This window comes from Hymenobacter coalescens (genome assembly GCF_054783195.1).
In genome coordinates this window covers 400,126-416,579 of record NZ_BAAGRA010000007.1, presented here as the reverse complement: position 1 = coordinate 416,579, position 16,454 = coordinate 400,126, and the positions used below count along the sequence as shown (strand labels likewise).

11 protein-coding genes are annotated in these 16,454 nt (G+C 58.0%); all 11 read right to left on the bottom strand.

Features of this window, described 5'->3' with window-relative positions; translation table 11 throughout:
* Positions 1-117: 117 nt before the first annotated feature.
* The 11 genes from ACYVKQ_RS07315 to rplL all read right to left on the bottom strand — a co-directional run bounded on the left by ACYVKQ_RS07315 (position 118) and on the right by rplL (position 16,404).
* Positions 118-1,419 carry an O-antigen ligase family protein gene (locus ACYVKQ_RS07315; protein WP_460577144.1) on the bottom strand — a complete coding sequence of 434 codons (1,302 nt, stop codon included), beginning with the start codon at positions 1,417-1,419 and terminating at the stop codon, positions 118-120.
* Between the two features lie 186 nt (positions 1,420-1,605).
* Complete coding sequence (gene rpsJ, locus ACYVKQ_RS07310; RefSeq protein ID WP_078013199.1) at positions 1,606-1,911, bottom strand: 30S ribosomal protein S10; 306 nt, start codon at positions 1,909-1,911, stop codon at positions 1,606-1,608.
* 24 nt (positions 1,912-1,935) lie between these two features.
* Positions 1,936-4,071 carry an elongation factor G gene (gene fusA, locus ACYVKQ_RS07305; RefSeq protein ID WP_460577142.1) on the bottom strand — a complete coding sequence of 712 codons (2,136 nt, stop codon included), beginning with the start codon at positions 4,069-4,071 and terminating at the stop codon, positions 1,936-1,938.
* A 97-nt stretch (positions 4,072-4,168) separates the two neighbouring features.
* Positions 4,169-4,636, bottom strand: coding sequence for a 30S ribosomal protein S7 (rpsG, locus tag ACYVKQ_RS07300; RefSeq protein ID WP_111478191.1), 468 nt, complete (start codon positions 4,634-4,636; stop codon positions 4,169-4,171).
* Positions 4,637-4,745: 109 nt separating this feature from the next.
* Positions 4,746-5,174, bottom strand: a complete 429-nt coding sequence (rpsL, locus tag ACYVKQ_RS07295) for a 30S ribosomal protein S12 (protein ID WP_078013202.1) — start codon at positions 5,172-5,174, stop codon at positions 4,746-4,748.
* A gap of 223 nt (positions 5,175-5,397) precedes the next feature.
* The gene (locus ACYVKQ_RS07290) at positions 5,398-5,691 is read right to left on the bottom strand and encodes a hypothetical protein (RefSeq protein ID WP_460577140.1); all 294 of its coding nucleotides are present in this window, start codon (positions 5,689-5,691) and stop codon (positions 5,398-5,400) included.
* 56 nt (positions 5,692-5,747) lie between these two features.
* The gene (locus ACYVKQ_RS07285) at positions 5,748-6,488 is read right to left on the bottom strand and encodes a class I SAM-dependent methyltransferase (RefSeq protein WP_460577138.1); all 741 of its coding nucleotides are present in this window, start codon (positions 6,486-6,488) and stop codon (positions 5,748-5,750) included.
* 64 nt (positions 6,489-6,552) lie between these two features.
* On the bottom strand, positions 6,553-6,882 hold the full coding sequence (locus tag ACYVKQ_RS07280) for a DUF3467 domain-containing protein (RefSeq protein WP_460577257.1): 330 nt from the start codon (positions 6,880-6,882) through the stop codon (positions 6,553-6,555).
* Between the two features lie 168 nt (positions 6,883-7,050).
* Complete coding sequence (gene rpoC, locus ACYVKQ_RS07275) at positions 7,051-11,397, bottom strand: DNA-directed RNA polymerase subunit beta' (protein WP_460577136.1); 4,347 nt, start codon at positions 11,395-11,397, stop codon at positions 7,051-7,053.
* 394 nt (positions 11,398-11,791) lie between these two features.
* Positions 11,792-15,676 (bottom strand): DNA-directed RNA polymerase subunit beta, encoded by a 3,885-nt coding sequence (gene rpoB, locus ACYVKQ_RS07270; protein ID WP_460577134.1) that lies wholly within the window; start codon positions 15,674-15,676, stop codon positions 11,792-11,794.
* Between the two features lie 347 nt (positions 15,677-16,023).
* Positions 16,024-16,404, bottom strand: coding sequence for a ribosomal protein bL12 (gene rplL / locus ACYVKQ_RS07265; protein ID WP_460577132.1), 381 nt, complete (start codon positions 16,402-16,404; stop codon positions 16,024-16,026).
* Between the last annotated feature and the right edge of the window lie 50 nt (positions 16,405-16,454).

Below are 16,454 nucleotides of genomic sequence, written 5' to 3'. Positions count from 1 at the left end.
TCAATCAGTTTAGCCTCGGGCATGTAAACACACGGCCCGGCTTAGCCCATCGGTTTGCGAAACTGGTCAGCAATTTGCTAAGCGCGGCGAAATCCAATTCGGCTATTGATTTTGCTGCTACGCAGGCCGCCATTCTTTCCCTTTGCGCACCCTCTCTTTCTGACAAGCAGCCACGCTGCTCAAGGGCAGCAAGAGAAAGAATAGGGAAAACGTAAGGCCCGTCTGTCCTTCCATGGTCGGCTCAACCATGAAAGAAAGGGTTACGATGAGGTACTGAGCCACCAGCATAGGAGCGTGCCGGCGGCGGGCCCACCAAAGGGGGTAGTAAAACGCAGCTACAAAGAATGCCAGCCCCAATGCCCCGAAAGCAACCAGGTAAAACAAGAACTGGTTGTGCGGTTGGATCTGGTGCTCCCCGTCAATCTGCGGGAAGAACTCACGGTACCGCGCCGACATTTCGTCGCGTAAGTCTGCTTTGCCAACACCGACTAGCGGATGGTCTTTCCAGACTTCTACAGCGGTCTGATAGGAATACACGCGGCCGACTAGGGAATAGTTGTTCGCCGAATGCGTCTGCTCGACTCGGCTGGCGTCGTCTTTCGTGTTGTGGTACTTGTTGTAAAACGTTGGCAGCGTGAAGTAGCTCACGACCGGCAACACCATCATCATTGCCGCCACCAAAGCAGCCTTGCGCCACTCGCTCTTCTTGAGCAGGTAGCCTATAGCTACCACTGCCAAGACATATAATGCAACCAAGCCGCTACGGACCGCCAGCAAGTGCAGGAAGCCCGCAAGGAATATGGTGGCTCCAAGTACTGCGGCACGGCGCCAGCCAGTTAATACTTTGCGGTTGAGCATGACTGCACCAACGGCAATAGACAGCACGACAAGCAAACTGAACCGGATGTGGTCCGGCACCGTGGGCATTATCTTGGAATGCGTGTACAGTTCGTTGATGTACTCCGCGTTCAGCAGGTAATAAATCGTGCTGCCAATGGCAGAAAACGTAGTTACGCCCAGCAGGAGCTTGTAGAGCCGTTTTAGGTCGCTGATTGGTAGCGGTGGCAGAATCCAGAAAGACAAGGGCAACAGCAGAAAGGGTAGCTGTAGCACCACGTCACGCCAGAATTCCTTGGTGTTAGCAACGCTGGTATTGATGCCGGCCACCAAGTGCATAAGAAAAATCAAGGCGAAACCCGCATATACGGGCCACTTGCTGCGCTGAGCGACCTCCCGAAACTGTAAGAAGTAGGCAAGGGCGCTCAGCAACAGGCAGCCTTGGCCGATGCTCGACAGCACGCGGAAGAACGGGAAGGTAAACAACCCGGTAATCACCATGCCACAGCTGATCGTGGCGGCAGCTTGAATGCGGCCCACCGTCAGCCAGGACGAATTACTTGAAGCGGCAGAAATACTCACGGACGTTGAACGCATACCCACAGCTGCACGCGTGGGCGAAACGCAAGTTACCGATTTCGTGCCAGCCTTTCCAGCGGCACGGTGTTGCCCACCTTTTACGCAGAGTTAAGCGTTTGGGAAAAGGTTGCAAACAAAAAGCCCCACCGGCCGAGGCCAGCGGGGCTTTTTGGTGCTGAGCGGTTAGGCTCAGACTTTAATTTCTACGTCAACGCCGCTCGGCAGTTCGAGCTTCATCAGGGCGTCTACCGTCTTCGACGAGGTCGAGAAGATATCCACCAGGCGCTTGTAGGTGCAGAGCTGGAATTGCTCACGCGACTTCTTGTTCACGTGGGGCGAACGGAGAACGGTGAACTTTTCTTTTTCCGTCGGCAAAGGAATCGGGCCGCTAACGATGGCACCCGTTGCTTTCACCGCCTTTACGATCTTCTCCGACGACTTGTCGACGAGGTTATGATCGTAAGACTTCAGTTTGATGCGAATTTTCTGGTTCATTGTGTCAGCTTGTGAAAGCAGGAATTACTTACCGCCTTTTACTTTGGCGATGATGCCCTCAGCGAGGTTTTGCGGCACCTGCTCGTAGTGCGAGAAGGTCAGCGAAGCCGAAGCGCGGCCCGAAGAGATGGTGCGCAGGTCGGTCACGTAGCCGAACAGTTCCGACAGCGGAACGTCAGCCTTGATAACCTGGGCGCCAGCCTTCGTGTCCATGCCCTTCATGATGCCTCGACGACGGTTCAGGTCACCCGTTACCGGGCCCGTGTACTCGTCCGGCGACACCACTTCTACGGCCATGATGGGCTCGAGCAGCTTCGGAGCGCAACGCGGGGCTGCTTCCTTGTAGCCGAGGCGAGCCGCCATTTCGAACGACAGGGCGTCCGAGTCCACATCGTGGTACGACCCGTGGTAGATGCGTACGCGCATCGAGTCCAGCGGGAAGCCGGCCAGTACGCCCGTCTTCATCGCTTCTTCGAAGCCCTTCTGGATCGGCGCGATGAATTCCTTCGGGATAACGCCACCGGTGATGCCGTTGACGAACTCCAGACCGGGTTTCTCCGGATCGGTTTCCTTCGGGCCCAGTTCGAACTCGATGTGAGCGAACTTACCACGACCACCCGTCTGCTTCTTGTAGACTTCGCGGTGCTCGATTTTCTTGGTAATCATCTCCTTGTAGGCCACCTGCGGAGCACCCTGGTTGATTTCAACCTTGAACTCGCGACGCATACGGTCGATGATGATTTCCAGGTGAAGCTCACCCATGCCGCGCAGTACCGTCTGGCCAGTTTCCTGGTCGGTGAATACCGTGAGGGTGGGGTCTTCTTCCACGAGCTTGGCAATGGCCATACCCATCTTGTCGACGTCGGCCTGAGTTTTGGGCTCGATGGCGTAGCCGATTACGGGCTCGGGGAACGACATGGACTCGAGCACGAGACGGTCTTTCTCTTCCGTCAGGGTGTCACCGGTCTTGATGTCTTTGAAACCTACGCCGGCGGCAATGTCACCAGCCTGGATTTTGTCGATGGGGTTCTGCTTGTTGGAGTGCATCTGCATCAGACGCGAGATGCGCTCCTTCTTGCCCGTACGGTTGTTGAACACGTACGAACCGGCGTCGAGCTGACCCGAGTAGCAGCGGAAGAAGCACAGACGGCCCACGAAGGGGTCGGTGGCAATCTTGAACGCCAGGGCGGTGAAAGGCTCCGAGTTGTCGGGGTGACGCTCTACTTCCTCACCGGTGTCGGGGTTGGTACCAACAACGGCGGGCATGTCCAGCGGCGAGGGCAGGTAGGCCATAACGGCGTCCAGCATAGCCTGTACACCCTTGTTCTTGAAGGCCGAGCCGCACATTACCGGCGAGAACTTCATGTCGATAACCGCCTGGCGGATTACCGTCATCATTTCCTCGCGGGTGATGCTGTCCGGATCGTCGAAGAACTTCTCCATCAGCGTGTCGTCGTACTCGGCCACGCTTTCCACGAGCTTCTCACGCCACTCGGCTACGGTGTCCACGAGGTCCTCGGGAACCGGCACTTCCTTGTAGGTTTTGCCTTGGGTAGCGTCGTCCCATACGATGGCCTTGCCGGTCAGCAGGTCCACTACGCCTTTGAAGGTGTCTTCAGCGCCAATCGGAATCTGCAGGGGCACGGGGTTAGCACCGAGCTTGTCTTTGATTTCCGAAACAGCCTTGAAGAAGTCAGCACCGGCGCGGTCCATCTTGTTGACGAAGCAGATGCGCGGCACTTTGTATTTGTCAGCCTGACGCCATACGGTTTCCGACTGCGGCTCCACGCCCGAAACGGCGCAGAACAGAGCAACGGCACCGTCGAGCACGCGCAGCGAACGTTCAACTTCAACGGTGAAGTCAACGTGGCCGGGGGTGTCAATCAGGTTGATTTTGTATTGCTTGGTCTCAGGAGTGGATTCGCCCTGCTCCGTGGGGTAGTTCCAGAACGTGGTGGTAGCGGCCGAGGTGATGGTGATACCACGCTCCTGCTCCTGCTCCATCCAGTCCATCGTGGCTGCACCTTCGTGCACTTCCCCGATTTTGTGGGTTTTACCCGTGTAGTAGAGAATGCGCTCCGAGGTCGTGGTCTTACCGGCGTCGATGTGCGCCATAATCCCAATGTTGCGGAGGTACTTCAGGTTTTCGTTAACAGCCATTTCTCTGTATCAATGAGTGAATGAGAGAATGAGTGAATGAGTGATTAGGTTCCGTAGCGGCAACATCACTCGTTCACTCATTCACGCATTCGCTGAATTAGAAGCGGAAGTGCGAGAAGGCCTTGTTGGCTTCAGCCATCCGGTGGGTATCGTCCTTTTTCTTGACGGCGGCACCTTCACCTTTGGCGGCGGCGATGATTTCGCCGGCCAGCTTGTCTTTCATCGTCTTCTCACCGCGGCGACGCGAGTACTGAATCAGCCACTTCGAGCCAACGGCAATACGACGGTCGGGGCGAACTTCCGTGGGCACCTGGAAGGTAGCACCGCCTACGCGGCGGCTCTTTACTTCCACGGTCGGCATCACGTTGTTCAGGGCTTTGCGCCACTGCTCGAGGCCGTTTTCCTTGGTGCGGGATTCTACCTGCTCCAGGGCATCGTAGAAGATGCCGTACGCCAGGCTTTTCTTGCCGTCGTACATCAGGTAGTTAACGAAACGGGTTACCAGCGTCTCGCCGAACTTGGGGTCCGGCAGGAGGATACGCTTCTTCGGTTTTGCTTTTCTCATGGTATATGAGGAGTCGTGGGGACTGGGGTAGTTCGTGACCTAGCTTCACACGCCCTGCGGCGCATTACTCAGACCCGTGGTCAACGTTCAGGCCCCAACTACCTGATTACTATTTCTTCTTGCCTGCGGGTTTGCCACCTTTGCCAGCGGCTGCGGCCGGCTGACCGGGCTTCGGACGCTTGGCACCGTACTTCGAACGACGCTGCAAACGGCCGTTTACGCCGGCGGTGTCCAGGGCGCCACGGATGATGTGGTAACGCACGCCGGGAAGGTCTTTCACGCGGCCACCGCGGATCAGCACGATGCTGTGCTCCTGCAGGTTGTGGCCTTCGCCCGGGATGTAGGCGTTAACTTCTTTGCCGTTGGTCAGGCGCACGCGAGCTACTTTACGCATGGCCGAGTTCGGCTTCTTGGGCGTGGTGGTGTACACGCGGGTGCACACACCACGGCGCTGCGGGCACGAATCGAGGGCGGGCGACTTGGATTTCGTCGTCAGCTTCTCGCGGCCTTTGCGCACTAATTGGTTGATGGTTGGCATCTATTGAGCGTTTTGTCCGGGAGGGTCTTCTCCCAAAAAATTAGGCTTGCAAAGGTAGAGAGTCTGATTTACAATAGCAAACGGGTAATGTAACTTAACACGGAGGAGGCGGAAAGCTCATTATCAGCGGGTTTGCTAACAGCTGAGTTGTACGTCCCCAAGAATGATGAAAGCCCGCCCGGTGTCGGGTAGGCTTTTCCTTGGCGGTTTGAGTCAAACTGGGTTAATCAGCGGCCTGTAGCATCACTGGCCCGAGGTCGGCGCAACGGCTGAGCACGTAGCCCAGCACCTCCAGGCTGGTGCGGCTACGGCTGTAATCGCAGAAGTAAAGGCCATACTCGGCGCGCAGCAGCTCGGCGTCGGGTATGCTAGTCAGGGCGCCGGCACTGCGGTACTCATGCCGTCCCAACTCGTCGCAGTGGTCCAGGTGTGGGGCTTTGGCAAGAATGCTACTGGCCTGCTCGATGGTCAAGGTGCAGATGATGCGGTACTCAAAACCCATTTCTACCAAACACATTGCCCCATTCCGTATGCAGGTTTACCAATTACGGCCTTATGTAAAAGCGTTTACTACTAGCTGATTTTGCCGGTTCTCAGGAAGATTGGGAAGCAGACTTCGCGCTTTCCTTCGCCCCACAATTCGCGTAACGCTTGCTCGATCTGCCGCAGCGGCTCCTCCCCTAACGCTTGCTGGTAGCGTTGCACGCTGCTCCACGTTTGCAAGTAACGTAGAAACCGCTCAGCATCCCAGTGCTGTCGCTCTTCAAAGCGTTGGTGCTGCCGCTCGGCAAAGGGAAACGGGATGCGGGCAAACTCATCGTCGATGTGCCGGCGGTTCTCGTCCCAGTAGGGTCCAACAATGTCAGTATAGAAGTGCCGAATCAGCGGATCAATCTGCGCGTTGATTACTAGCAACCCGTACCTCCACTCGGCAACGGTAGCTCCCGGTTTGGCTACCCGCGCCGCTTCTTGGTGGAAAGCTTCTGCGTCAAACCAATGCAGCGCTTGCGCCACCGTGATGAGGTCAAATGTAGCATTAGGGAAAGCCGTGTGTTCGGCACTGCTGACGCTGTAGCGAATATTGGGCTGCTGCACCGCTTGCGCCAGCTGCTTTTCGCTGATGTCAGTAGCCTCTACTTGCTCAAAATGCGGTGCGAGGTCGACAGCTACCTGCCCGTTGCCGGTACCGCAGTCCCAAGCGACTGCCCGGCCGGGCGTGATGGAGAGCAGGAACTCGTACAGGGCCGAGGGGTAAGTGATGCGGAACTGGGCGTACTGCGCAGCGTGATTGGAGAAGCGGTCGAGACTGGCCATGAACTGAAAATAACAAGAGCCGCGGGTTATGCCGCGGCTCTTGGTGCGTGGTAGCAGGTCCGGCTTACGCCTCGCCCATGGTTCCACTGAAGTTCATGGGAAAGGTTTTCATATCGGTCTGTGTCTTCACCGGTCCAAAGCTGCGCTCGTAACGGTCCAGGTTGTCCTGCAGCGCCGCTAGCAGCCGCTTGGCGTGCTCCGGCGTGATGACCACGCGGGCTTTTACCTTAGCCTTGGGCAGACCGGGCATCAGCCGGATGAAGTCGATGACGAATTCGCTGCTGGAGTGCGCAATCATCGCCAGGTTGGCGTATTCGCCCTCGGCAATTTCCTCCGACAGCTCGATGTTGATTTGTTGCTCTTCGGACGCGGGAGTAGGTGGTTGTTGGGCCATCATGTAGCGCGAAGCTAAGCTTCGCGTATGAGTGAACGAAATAGTTGAAATGGCGCGGACAAGACGCGGAACAGAGGTTCGCGCTACATGCCATCAGCCTAAAAGTAGGCAGAAAAAGAAAAGCCCGCCGGAATTGCTTCCGACGGGCTTCCTTATTTAATTAACCGATTACTCGGCCGATACTTCGCGCTTGCTGCGGCTGGCGCGGGCCGGACGGGCGTCCGTGGCGGCCGGAGCGGCGGGTGCCGGTTCCGGATCCTCCGTCGAGCCGACCTGAATGCGCGTGTACTCGCGCAGACCGGTACCGGCCGGAATGAGGTGACCCACGATAACGTTTTCCTTCAGGCCGAGCAGTTCGTCAGCTTTGCCACGGATGGCAGCCTCCGACAGCACCTTCGTCGTCTCCTGGAACGAAGCAGCCGAGATGAACGACTGCGTACCCAGCGAGGCCTGCGTGATGCCCTGCAGCGTCGGACGGGACACGGCCGGCGAAGCGTCGCGCACTTCCACCAGCTTCAGGTCGCGGCGGCGCAGCGAGGAGTTCTCGTCGCGCAGCTTGCGGGCCGTTACGATCTGACCGCGCTTGAGCACCGTCGAGTCGCCTTCGTCCGTTACCACCTTCATATCGATGATGGCGTCGTTCTCTTCCATGAACGTCACCTTATCGACCGATTGGTGCTCCAGGAACGAGGTATCGCCCGGGTCCATGATAATCACCTTCTGCATCATCTGGCGAACGACCACCTCGATGTGCTTGTCGTTGATTTTCACACCCTGCAAGCGGTACACTTCCTGAATCTCGTTCACGAGGTACTCCTGCACGGCGCCGGGGCCCTGAATGCTCAGGATGTCGTTCGGCGTGATGGCACCATCCGACAGCGGCGAGCCGGCGCGGATGAAGTCGTTGTCCTGCACCAGGATGTGCTTGGACAGCGGCACCATGTACTTCTTCTTCACGCCGTCTTTCGACTCGACGAAGATTTCACGGTTACCACGCTTCACGGTGCCGTAGGTTACCACGCCGTCGATTTCCGATACTACCGCCGGATTCGACGGGTTACGTGCTTCGAACAGTTCGGTAACGCGGGGCAGACCACCCGTGATGTCGCGGGTCTTGCCCACGGCGCGCGGAATCTTAGCCAGGATGTGACCGGCCTTGATCTTCTCGCCGTTCTCCACGTTGATGTGCGAGCCTACGGGGATGTTGTACGCCTTCTGGTTTTCGTCGCCACCCGAACGTCCGGCTTTCACCATAATGGCCGGAGCCATGGTCTTGTCCTTCGATTCGATAACCACCTTCTCGCGGTAGCCGGTCTGTTCGTCCGACTCCTCGCGGTAGGTGATGCCTTCTTTGATACCCTCGTACACGATGGTACCGTCGAATTCGGCGAGAATAACGGCGTTGTAGGGGTCCCAGTTGTTGAGCTCCTGGCCCTTTTCAACTTCCTGACCTTCCTCCACGAGCAGGAACGAGCCGTAGGGAACGTGGTTCGAGATAAACACCTTGCCAGTGCCCTTCTCCACGATCTTCACTTCGCCCGAACGGCCCATGACCACCTTCACCGGTTCGCCTTCGGCATTCACCGAATCCACGGTGCGCACGTCTTCGAACTCGACTACACCGGCAAACTTGGCGCGGATGCTGGCTTCTACGGCGATGTTCGAGGCCGTACCACCTACGTGGAAGGTACGCAGCGTGAGCTGGGTACCGGGCTCACCGATCGACTGGGCAGCAATTACGCCGACAGCCTCACCTTTCTGCACCATGCGGCCCGACGAGAGGTTGCGGCCGTAGCAGCGGGCGCAGATGCCACGCTTCGATTCGCAGGTCAGTACCGAGCGGATTTCCACCGACTCGATGCTGGTCTGGTCGATGCGACGGGTCACTTCCTCCGTGATTTCGTCGCCGGCGGTGAGGATAACCTCGTCCGTCAGCGGGTCCACGATGTCGTGCACGGCTACGCGGCCCAGAATACGCTCGGCCAACGGCTCCACGATGTCCTCGTTGTCCTTCAGGGCGAAGGTCTCGATGCCGCGCAGGGTACCGCAGTCGTTTTCGTTCACGATTACGTCCTGCGACACGTCCACCAGACGGCGGGTCAGGTAGCCGGCATCAGCCGTCTTCAGAGCTGTGTCGGCCAGACCCTTACGGGCACCGTGCGTCGAAATGAAGTACTCGATTACGTCCAGGCCCTCTTTGAAGTTGGACAGGATCGGGTTTTCGATGATTTCGCCCACCGAACCCTGCAGCGACTTCTGCGGCTTGGCCATCAGACCACGCATACCGCCGAGCTGACGAATCTGCTCGCGCGAACCACGGGCGCCGGAGTGCATCATCATGTAAATGGAGTTGAAGCCTTGCTTCTCCTTCTCCAAGCGGGACATGAGGGTCTCCGTAATCTGGTTGTTGATGCGCGTCCAGATGTCGATGACCTGGTTGTAACGCTCGTTGTCGGTAATCAGACCCATCTGGTAGTTCTGGGTTACCGCCTTCACGTCGTTCTGCGCTTGGGCAATCAGCTCGTCCTTCTCCTTCGGAATCTGGATGTCGCCCAGACCCATCGACAGACCACCTTTGTAAGCCGACTGGAAGCCCAGCGTCTTGATGTCGTCGAGGAACTGCGCCGTGCGGGCCATGCCCGTACGCTTGAACACCAGCGAAATGATCTGCTGCAGCTTCTTCTTGGTCAGCAGCTCGTCCACGAAGCCTACTTCCTCCGGCACGTGCAGGTTGAAGAGCACGCGGCCAGCCACGGTCTCAATCACCTTCGTGACGAGGTTGTCTTCTTCGTCGCGGATTTTCGTGCGCACCTTGATGTAGGCGTGCTTGGAGAGCTGGCCTTCGTTGATGGCAATAACCACTTCCTCCGCTGAGTAGAACGTGCGGCCTTCGCCCTGCACGACTTCCTCTTCGGTGGTGCGCTTGCCCTTGGTCACGTAGTACAGGCCCAGAACCATGTCCTGCGACGGTACCGCAATCGGAGCGCCGTTGGCCGGGTTCAGGATGTTGTGCGAGGCCAGCATGAGCATGGAGGCTTCCAGCACGGCGGCCGGCCCGAGGGGCACGTGCACAGCCATCTGGTCACCGTCAAAGTCAGCGTTGAAGGCGGTACACACCAGCGGGTGGAGCTGAATGGCCTTGCCTTCGATCAGGCGGGGCTGGAACGCTTGGATGCCCAAGCGGTGCAGCGTAGGCGCGCGGTTCAGCAGTACCGGGTGACCCTTGAGCACGTTCTCGAGGATGTCCCATACCACAGCGTCCTTGCGGTCCACGATTTTCTTGGCCGACTTCACCGTCTTCACGATGCCGCGCTCGATGAGCTTGCGGATGATGAACGGCTTGAACAGCTCGGCCGCCATGTTCTTGGGCAGACCGCACTCGTGCAGCTTCAGCTCCGGACCCACCACGATAACCGAACGGCCCGAGTAGTCGACGCGCTTACCGAGCAGGTTCTGACGGAAGCGGCCCTGCTTGCCTTTCAGCATGTCGGACAGCGACTTCAGGGCGCGGTTGCCTTCGGCACGCACGGCATTCACCTTGCGCGAGTTGTCGAACAGCGAGTCCACGGCTTCCTGCAGCATGCGCTTCTCGTTACGCAGAATCACCTCGGGCGCCTTGATTTCGATCAGGCGCTTGAGGCGGTTGTTGCGGATGATAACGCGACGGTACAGGTCGTTCAAGTCGGAGGTAGCGAAACGGCCACCGTCCAGGGGCACGAGGGGGCGCAGTTCCGGCGGAATTACCGGCACCATGCGGATTACCATCCACTCGGGGCGGTTTTCCACGCGGCCGTTGGCTTCGCGGAAGGCCTCCACCACGCGCAGACGCTTCAAGGCTTCCGCCTTACGCTGCTGCGAGGTTTCGTGGGCGGCGGAGTCGCGCAGGGAATAGCTCAGTTCGTCCAGGTTCAGGCGCTCCAGCAGCATGTACAGCGCTTCGGCGCCCATCTTGGCGATGAACTTCTGCGGGTCTTCGTTGGGCAGCATCTGGTTCTCGCGGGGGAGCTTGTCGATGATGTCCAGGTATTCGTCTTCCGTCAGGAAGTCGAGCTGCTGCACGCCGTCCGTTTCCAGCAAGCCCGGCTGCACTACCACGTAACGCTCGTAGTAGATGATCTGGTCGAGCTTCTTGGTGGGCAGGCCCAGCAAGTAACCAATCTTGTTGGGCAGCGACTTGAAGTACCAGATGTGCGCGACGGGTACCACCAGTTCGATGTGGCCCATTCGCTCGCGGCGCACCTTCTTTTCGGTCACCTCCACGCCGCAACGGTCGCAGATGATGCCCTTATAGCGAATACGCTTGTATTTGCCGCAGTGGCACTCCCAGTCTTTTACCGGTCCGAAGATCCGCTCGCAGAACAAGCCGCCCATTTCGGGCTTGTACGTGCGGTAGTTGATCGTCTCGGGCTTCACCACTTCCCCGTTCGAGCGCTCCAGAATGGCTTCCGGAGAGGCGAGCGAGATGGTGACTTTCGAGAAGTCTTGAACCAGCTTTTTCGTTTTTGCAAACGCCATGTTGCTTGTGTTTAAGCTTTAGCTTGTTGCTGTGTACTGCTCTGACTCTTGCTTCTTACCCCAAGGAGTATCACCGCAGAAATTCACAACAGCTCGACTCCGGTAAAAGTGCTCTGCGGGTCGGATAGGTACGCCACGCAGTAGGTTTTATCGGGTCTGGGCGAAGCCTCGCCGGCTCCAATCGACCAGCTTGTTGATGACTTCTGGGCCCGTTGGTGTTGTCCTGACCATATCTCGGAACAACGGCCGAAAAGCATGTCGCAAAGCCGCTCGTACTATGCGTCTGGTCTGCTTGGCCTCTCCCCTATCCGCTGACGAGTCAGCCGAGGGCAGGATGCGCAAAATGGTTGCCGGCACCGAGGCACCGACAACCATTCTGTTAGCAGCTTTTAAACTAGTCCAGCGTGATTTCCAGGGCCAGACCGCGTAGCTCGTGAATGAGTACGTTGAACGACTCCGGGATATTCGGCTTGGGCAGCACATCGCCCTTCACGATGGCTTCGTAAGCTTTGGCGCGGCCAATCACGTCGTCGGACTTAACCGTCAGGATTTCCTGCAGGATGTTCGACGCACCGAAGGCTTCCAGGGCCCACACTTCCATCTCGCCGAAACGCTGACCACCGAACTGCGCCTTACCACCCAGCGGCTGCTGCGTGATGAGGGAGTACGGCCCGATCGAACGGGCGTGCATCTTGTCGTCGACAAGGTGACCCAGCTTCAGCATGTAAATCACCCCTACCGTTACGGGCTGGTCGAAACGGTCACCCGTCAGACCATCGTGCAGGTACGCGCGGCCCCAATCCGGCAGGCCGGCTTCGGTCAGTTCCTTGGCCACTTCGTCTTCGGTACCACCGTCGAAGATGGGCGTCGAGTACTTGCGACCCAGCTTGAGGCCGGCCCAGCCCAGTACCGTTTCGTAGATCTGACCGATGTTCATGCGGCTCGGTACGCCCAGCGGGTTGAGCACGATGTCCATCGGGGTGCCATCGGGCAGGAAGGGCATGTCCTCATCGCGCACGATGCGGGCTACTACCCCTTTGTTACCGTGACGACCGGCCATCTTGTCCCCCACCTTCAGCTTGCGCTTCTTGGCGATGTACACTTTAGCCAGCTGTACGATACCGGCGGGCAGTTCGTCGCCTACCTCCAGGGTAAACCGGTCGCGCTTGAAGCGGGCCGTCACGATGTTGCGACGCTTGGTGTAGTTCTTCACCAGCTCCGCCACCATCGCGTTGGTCTTCTCGTCGGCAGTCCAGTTTTCCAGGATGAGGTCCTTGAACAGGTTCACCTCTTCCGGCACGGCGTAGTTGCTCTCGTCCTTGTAGGGGTTCTTCTCGGGGAAGAGGGCATCGGTGATGTTCTTCTTGCCGAATTTGGCCCCTTTGGTCAGCAGCTCGTCGCCAAACTTGTGCTTGATGCCCTGCGAGGTTTTGCCCTCCAGCAGCTGCACCAGCTTGTCGACCATTACTGCCTTCACCCCACGCAGCTCCGCGGCGTAGCGGTCCTTGAGCTCTTCTACTTCGCGCTTGGATTTGGCGCGCAGGTTCTTGTCCTTCTTCGGGCGCGAGAACAGTTTGGTCTCGATAACCACGCCGTTCAGGGAGGGCGGCGCCTTGAGGGAGGCATCCTTCACGTCGCCGGCCTTGTCGCCGAAGATGGCGCGCAGCAGCTTCTCTTCCGGGGTCGGGTCCGTCTCGCCCTTGGGCGTGATCTTGCCGATCAGGATGTCGCCTTCGCGCACTTCCGCACCGATGCGGATGATGCCGTTTTCGTCGAGGTTACGGACGGCTTCTTCGCTCACGTTCGGAATTTCCGAGGTCAGCTCTTCTTCGCCGCGCTTGGTCTCGCGTACTTCCAGCTCAAACTCTTCGATGTGAATCGAGGTGAAGATGTCGTCGCGGACTACTTTCTCCGAAATGACGATGGCGTCCTCGAAGTTGTAGCCCTGCCACGGCATGAACGCCACCTGCATGTTGCGGCCCAGGGCCAGCTCACCGGCTTCGGTAGCGTAGCCTTCGCACAGCGGCTGCCCTTTGTATACCCGCTCGCCCTTCTTCACAATCGGAGTAAGGTTAAGGCAGGTGTCCTGGTTCGTGCGGCGGAACTTGATCAGCTCGTACGTCACGCGCTCCGCGTCGAAGCTCACGAGGATATCTTCGGCCGACAGATCATACTTTACGATGATCTTATTGGCGTCCACGTAATCGATAACGCCGTCGCCTTCGGCTACGACCAGAGCACGCGAGTCGATGGCCACGCGGCCTTCGAGCCCGGTACCCACGATGGGTGCCTGGGGCTTCAACAGCGGCACCGCCTGGCGCTGCATGTTGGAGCCCATCAGCGCACGGTTGGCGTCGTCGTGCTCCAGGAAGGGAATCATCGAAGCAGCCACCGATACAATCTGATTCGGGGCTACGTCCATGTAAGTGTACTCCGCCGGCTCTACCACCGGGAAGTCACCTTCGAAACGACCCTTCACGCGCTCCGACAGGAAGTTGCCGTTGTCATCGATGCGGGCGTTGGCCTGCGCGATGTGGTGGGTGTCTTCCTCCTCGGCCGTCAGGTACTTCACGTTCGAGCTGACGTCCACCTTGCCGCTCTCTACCGTGCGGTAGGGCGTCTCGATGAAGCCCATCGAGTTCACGCGGGCGTGCACGCACAGCGACGAAATCAGACCGATGTTCGGGCCTTCCGGCGTTTCGATAGTGCAGAGGCGGCCGTAGTGCGTGTAGTGTACGTCACGTACTTCGAAACCAGCCCGTTCGCGTGACAGACCGCCCGGCCCCAGGGCCGATACGCGACGCTTGTGCGTCACCTCAGCCAGCGGGTTGGTTTGGTCCATGAACTGCGACAACTGGTTCGTCCCGAAGAACGAGTTGATGACCGACGAGAGCGTACGGGCATTGATCAGGTCAACGGGTTTGAAGTCCTCGTTGTCGCGCACGTTCATGCGCTCCTTGATCGTGCGGGCCATACGAGCCAGGCCGACGCCGAACTGGGCGTACAGCTGCTCGCCCACGGTGCGCACGCGACGGTTCGACAAGTGGTCGATGTCGTCGACGATGGCCTTCGAGTTGATCAGGCCAATCAGGTACTTCACGATGAGCACGATGTCCTCGTTCGTAAGTACGCGGGCGTCCCAACCCGTGTCGATGCCCAGCTTCTTGTTGATACGGTAGCGGCCTACGTCGCCGAGGTCGTAACGCTTATCAGAGAAGAACAGCTTCTGGATGATGTCACGGGCGGTTTCTTCGTCCGGCGCTTCCGTGTTGCGGAGCTGGCGGTAAATCTGCTCTACAGCTTCCTTCTCCGAGTTGGAGTTGTCCTTCTGGAGGGTGTTGTAGATAATAGCGAAGTCGGCGATGTTGACATTCTCGCGGTGCAGGATGATGGACTTCACGCCCGAATCCACGATGGTGTCAATATCCAAGTCCTCTACCGTCGAGTCGCGCTCCAAGAGCACCTCGTTGCGGTCGATGGATACTACCTCCCCGGTGTCTTCGTCCACGAAGTCTTCCGTCCAGGTGCGCAGCACCCGGGCGGCCAGCTTGCGGCCAACTACCTTCTTGAGGGTTTTCTTGTCGGCTTTCACCTCTTCCGACAGCCCGAACAGGTCGAGAATGTCCTTATCGGTGCCGTAGCCGATGGCGCGCAGCAGCGTCGTCACCGGGAATTTCTTTTTCCGGTCGATGTACGCGTACATCACGTTGTTCACGTCCGTGGCGAATTCAATCCACGAGCCTTTGAACGGGATGATACGGGCCGAGTACAGCTTCGTGCCGTTGGTGTGCTTGCTCTGGGCAAAGAACACGCCCGGCGAACGGTGCAGCTGCGATACGATAACGCGCTCGGCGCCGTTGATGACGAACGAGCCCTTCTCCGTCATGTACGGGATGTTCCCCAGGAACACCTCTTGCTCGATGGTTTCGAAGTCCTCGTTGTCCTCGTCGTTGCAGAGCAGGCGCAGCTTGGCTTTCAGCGGAACCGAGTACGTCAGGCCGCGGTCGATGCACTCGTCCACGGAGTACTTCGGCGGATCAACGTGGTAGTCGATAAATTCCAGAACGAAGTTCTCGCGCGAGTCGGAGATGGGGAAGTTCTCGGCAAATACCTTAAACAGGCCCTCGTTCGAGCGGTTTTCGGCCGCCGTCTCCAACTGGAAGAAGTCCCGGAACGACTGCAGCTGCACGTCCAGGAAGTCCGGGTATTCGATTACCTTCTTAATCTTGGCGAAATTGATCCGCTCCTCGGCCTTAGCCGTTGCTTTGGGTGTAGCCAATGTGTTAAGAATTAAAATGACACTGGGAGGATGGAATCTTCAAACCATGCCAGTAGCGCGAGCCAACCACTCACGCATCGAAGAACAACCCCAGGGGCAACAAAAACGTTCTTGGATACCATTGAGCCGTGGTAGGTTCGCGCTACTGTTTCGCCGCAAAAACGCTCCCAGAGCGTCAGAACAGCTTTTAGCAAAGTTTGCAGGCTACAAACAGGAAAAGACCTGACTTAGTTGCCAGGTCTAATCCATGCTTTATCGGACTGGAAAAACAGGTGCGGCAAATGGAATCAACCGTATTCTGTTTCGGGATGGTCAGTCCAGTTAAAGCAGGTGAGGGAGAGAGGTAATTACTTAACCTCTACTTCAGCACCAGCTTCTTCCAGCTGCTTCTTCAGGCCTTCAGCCTCATCCTTAGCAACACCCTCTTTCAGGGGCTTCGGAGCGCCGTCAACCAGTTCTTTGGCTTCCTTCAGGCCCAGGCCGGTCAGGTCTTTCACCAGCTTCACTACAGCCAGTTTCTGAGCGCCAGCCGACTTCAGGATTACGTCGAACGAAGTCTTCTCTTCCGGAGCGTCAGCAGCAGCAGCGCCAGCGCCACCAGCCATCATTACCGGAGCAGCAGCAGCCGGCTCGATGCCGTACTCGTCCTTCAGAATCGTGGCCAGTTCGTTAACTTCTTTAACGGTCAGGCTAACAAGCTGCTCTGCAAATGCTTTCAGATCTGCCATTTTGCAAAAAATTTGGGGGTGTTGTTGAAAACGATTGAATGAATGAAAGA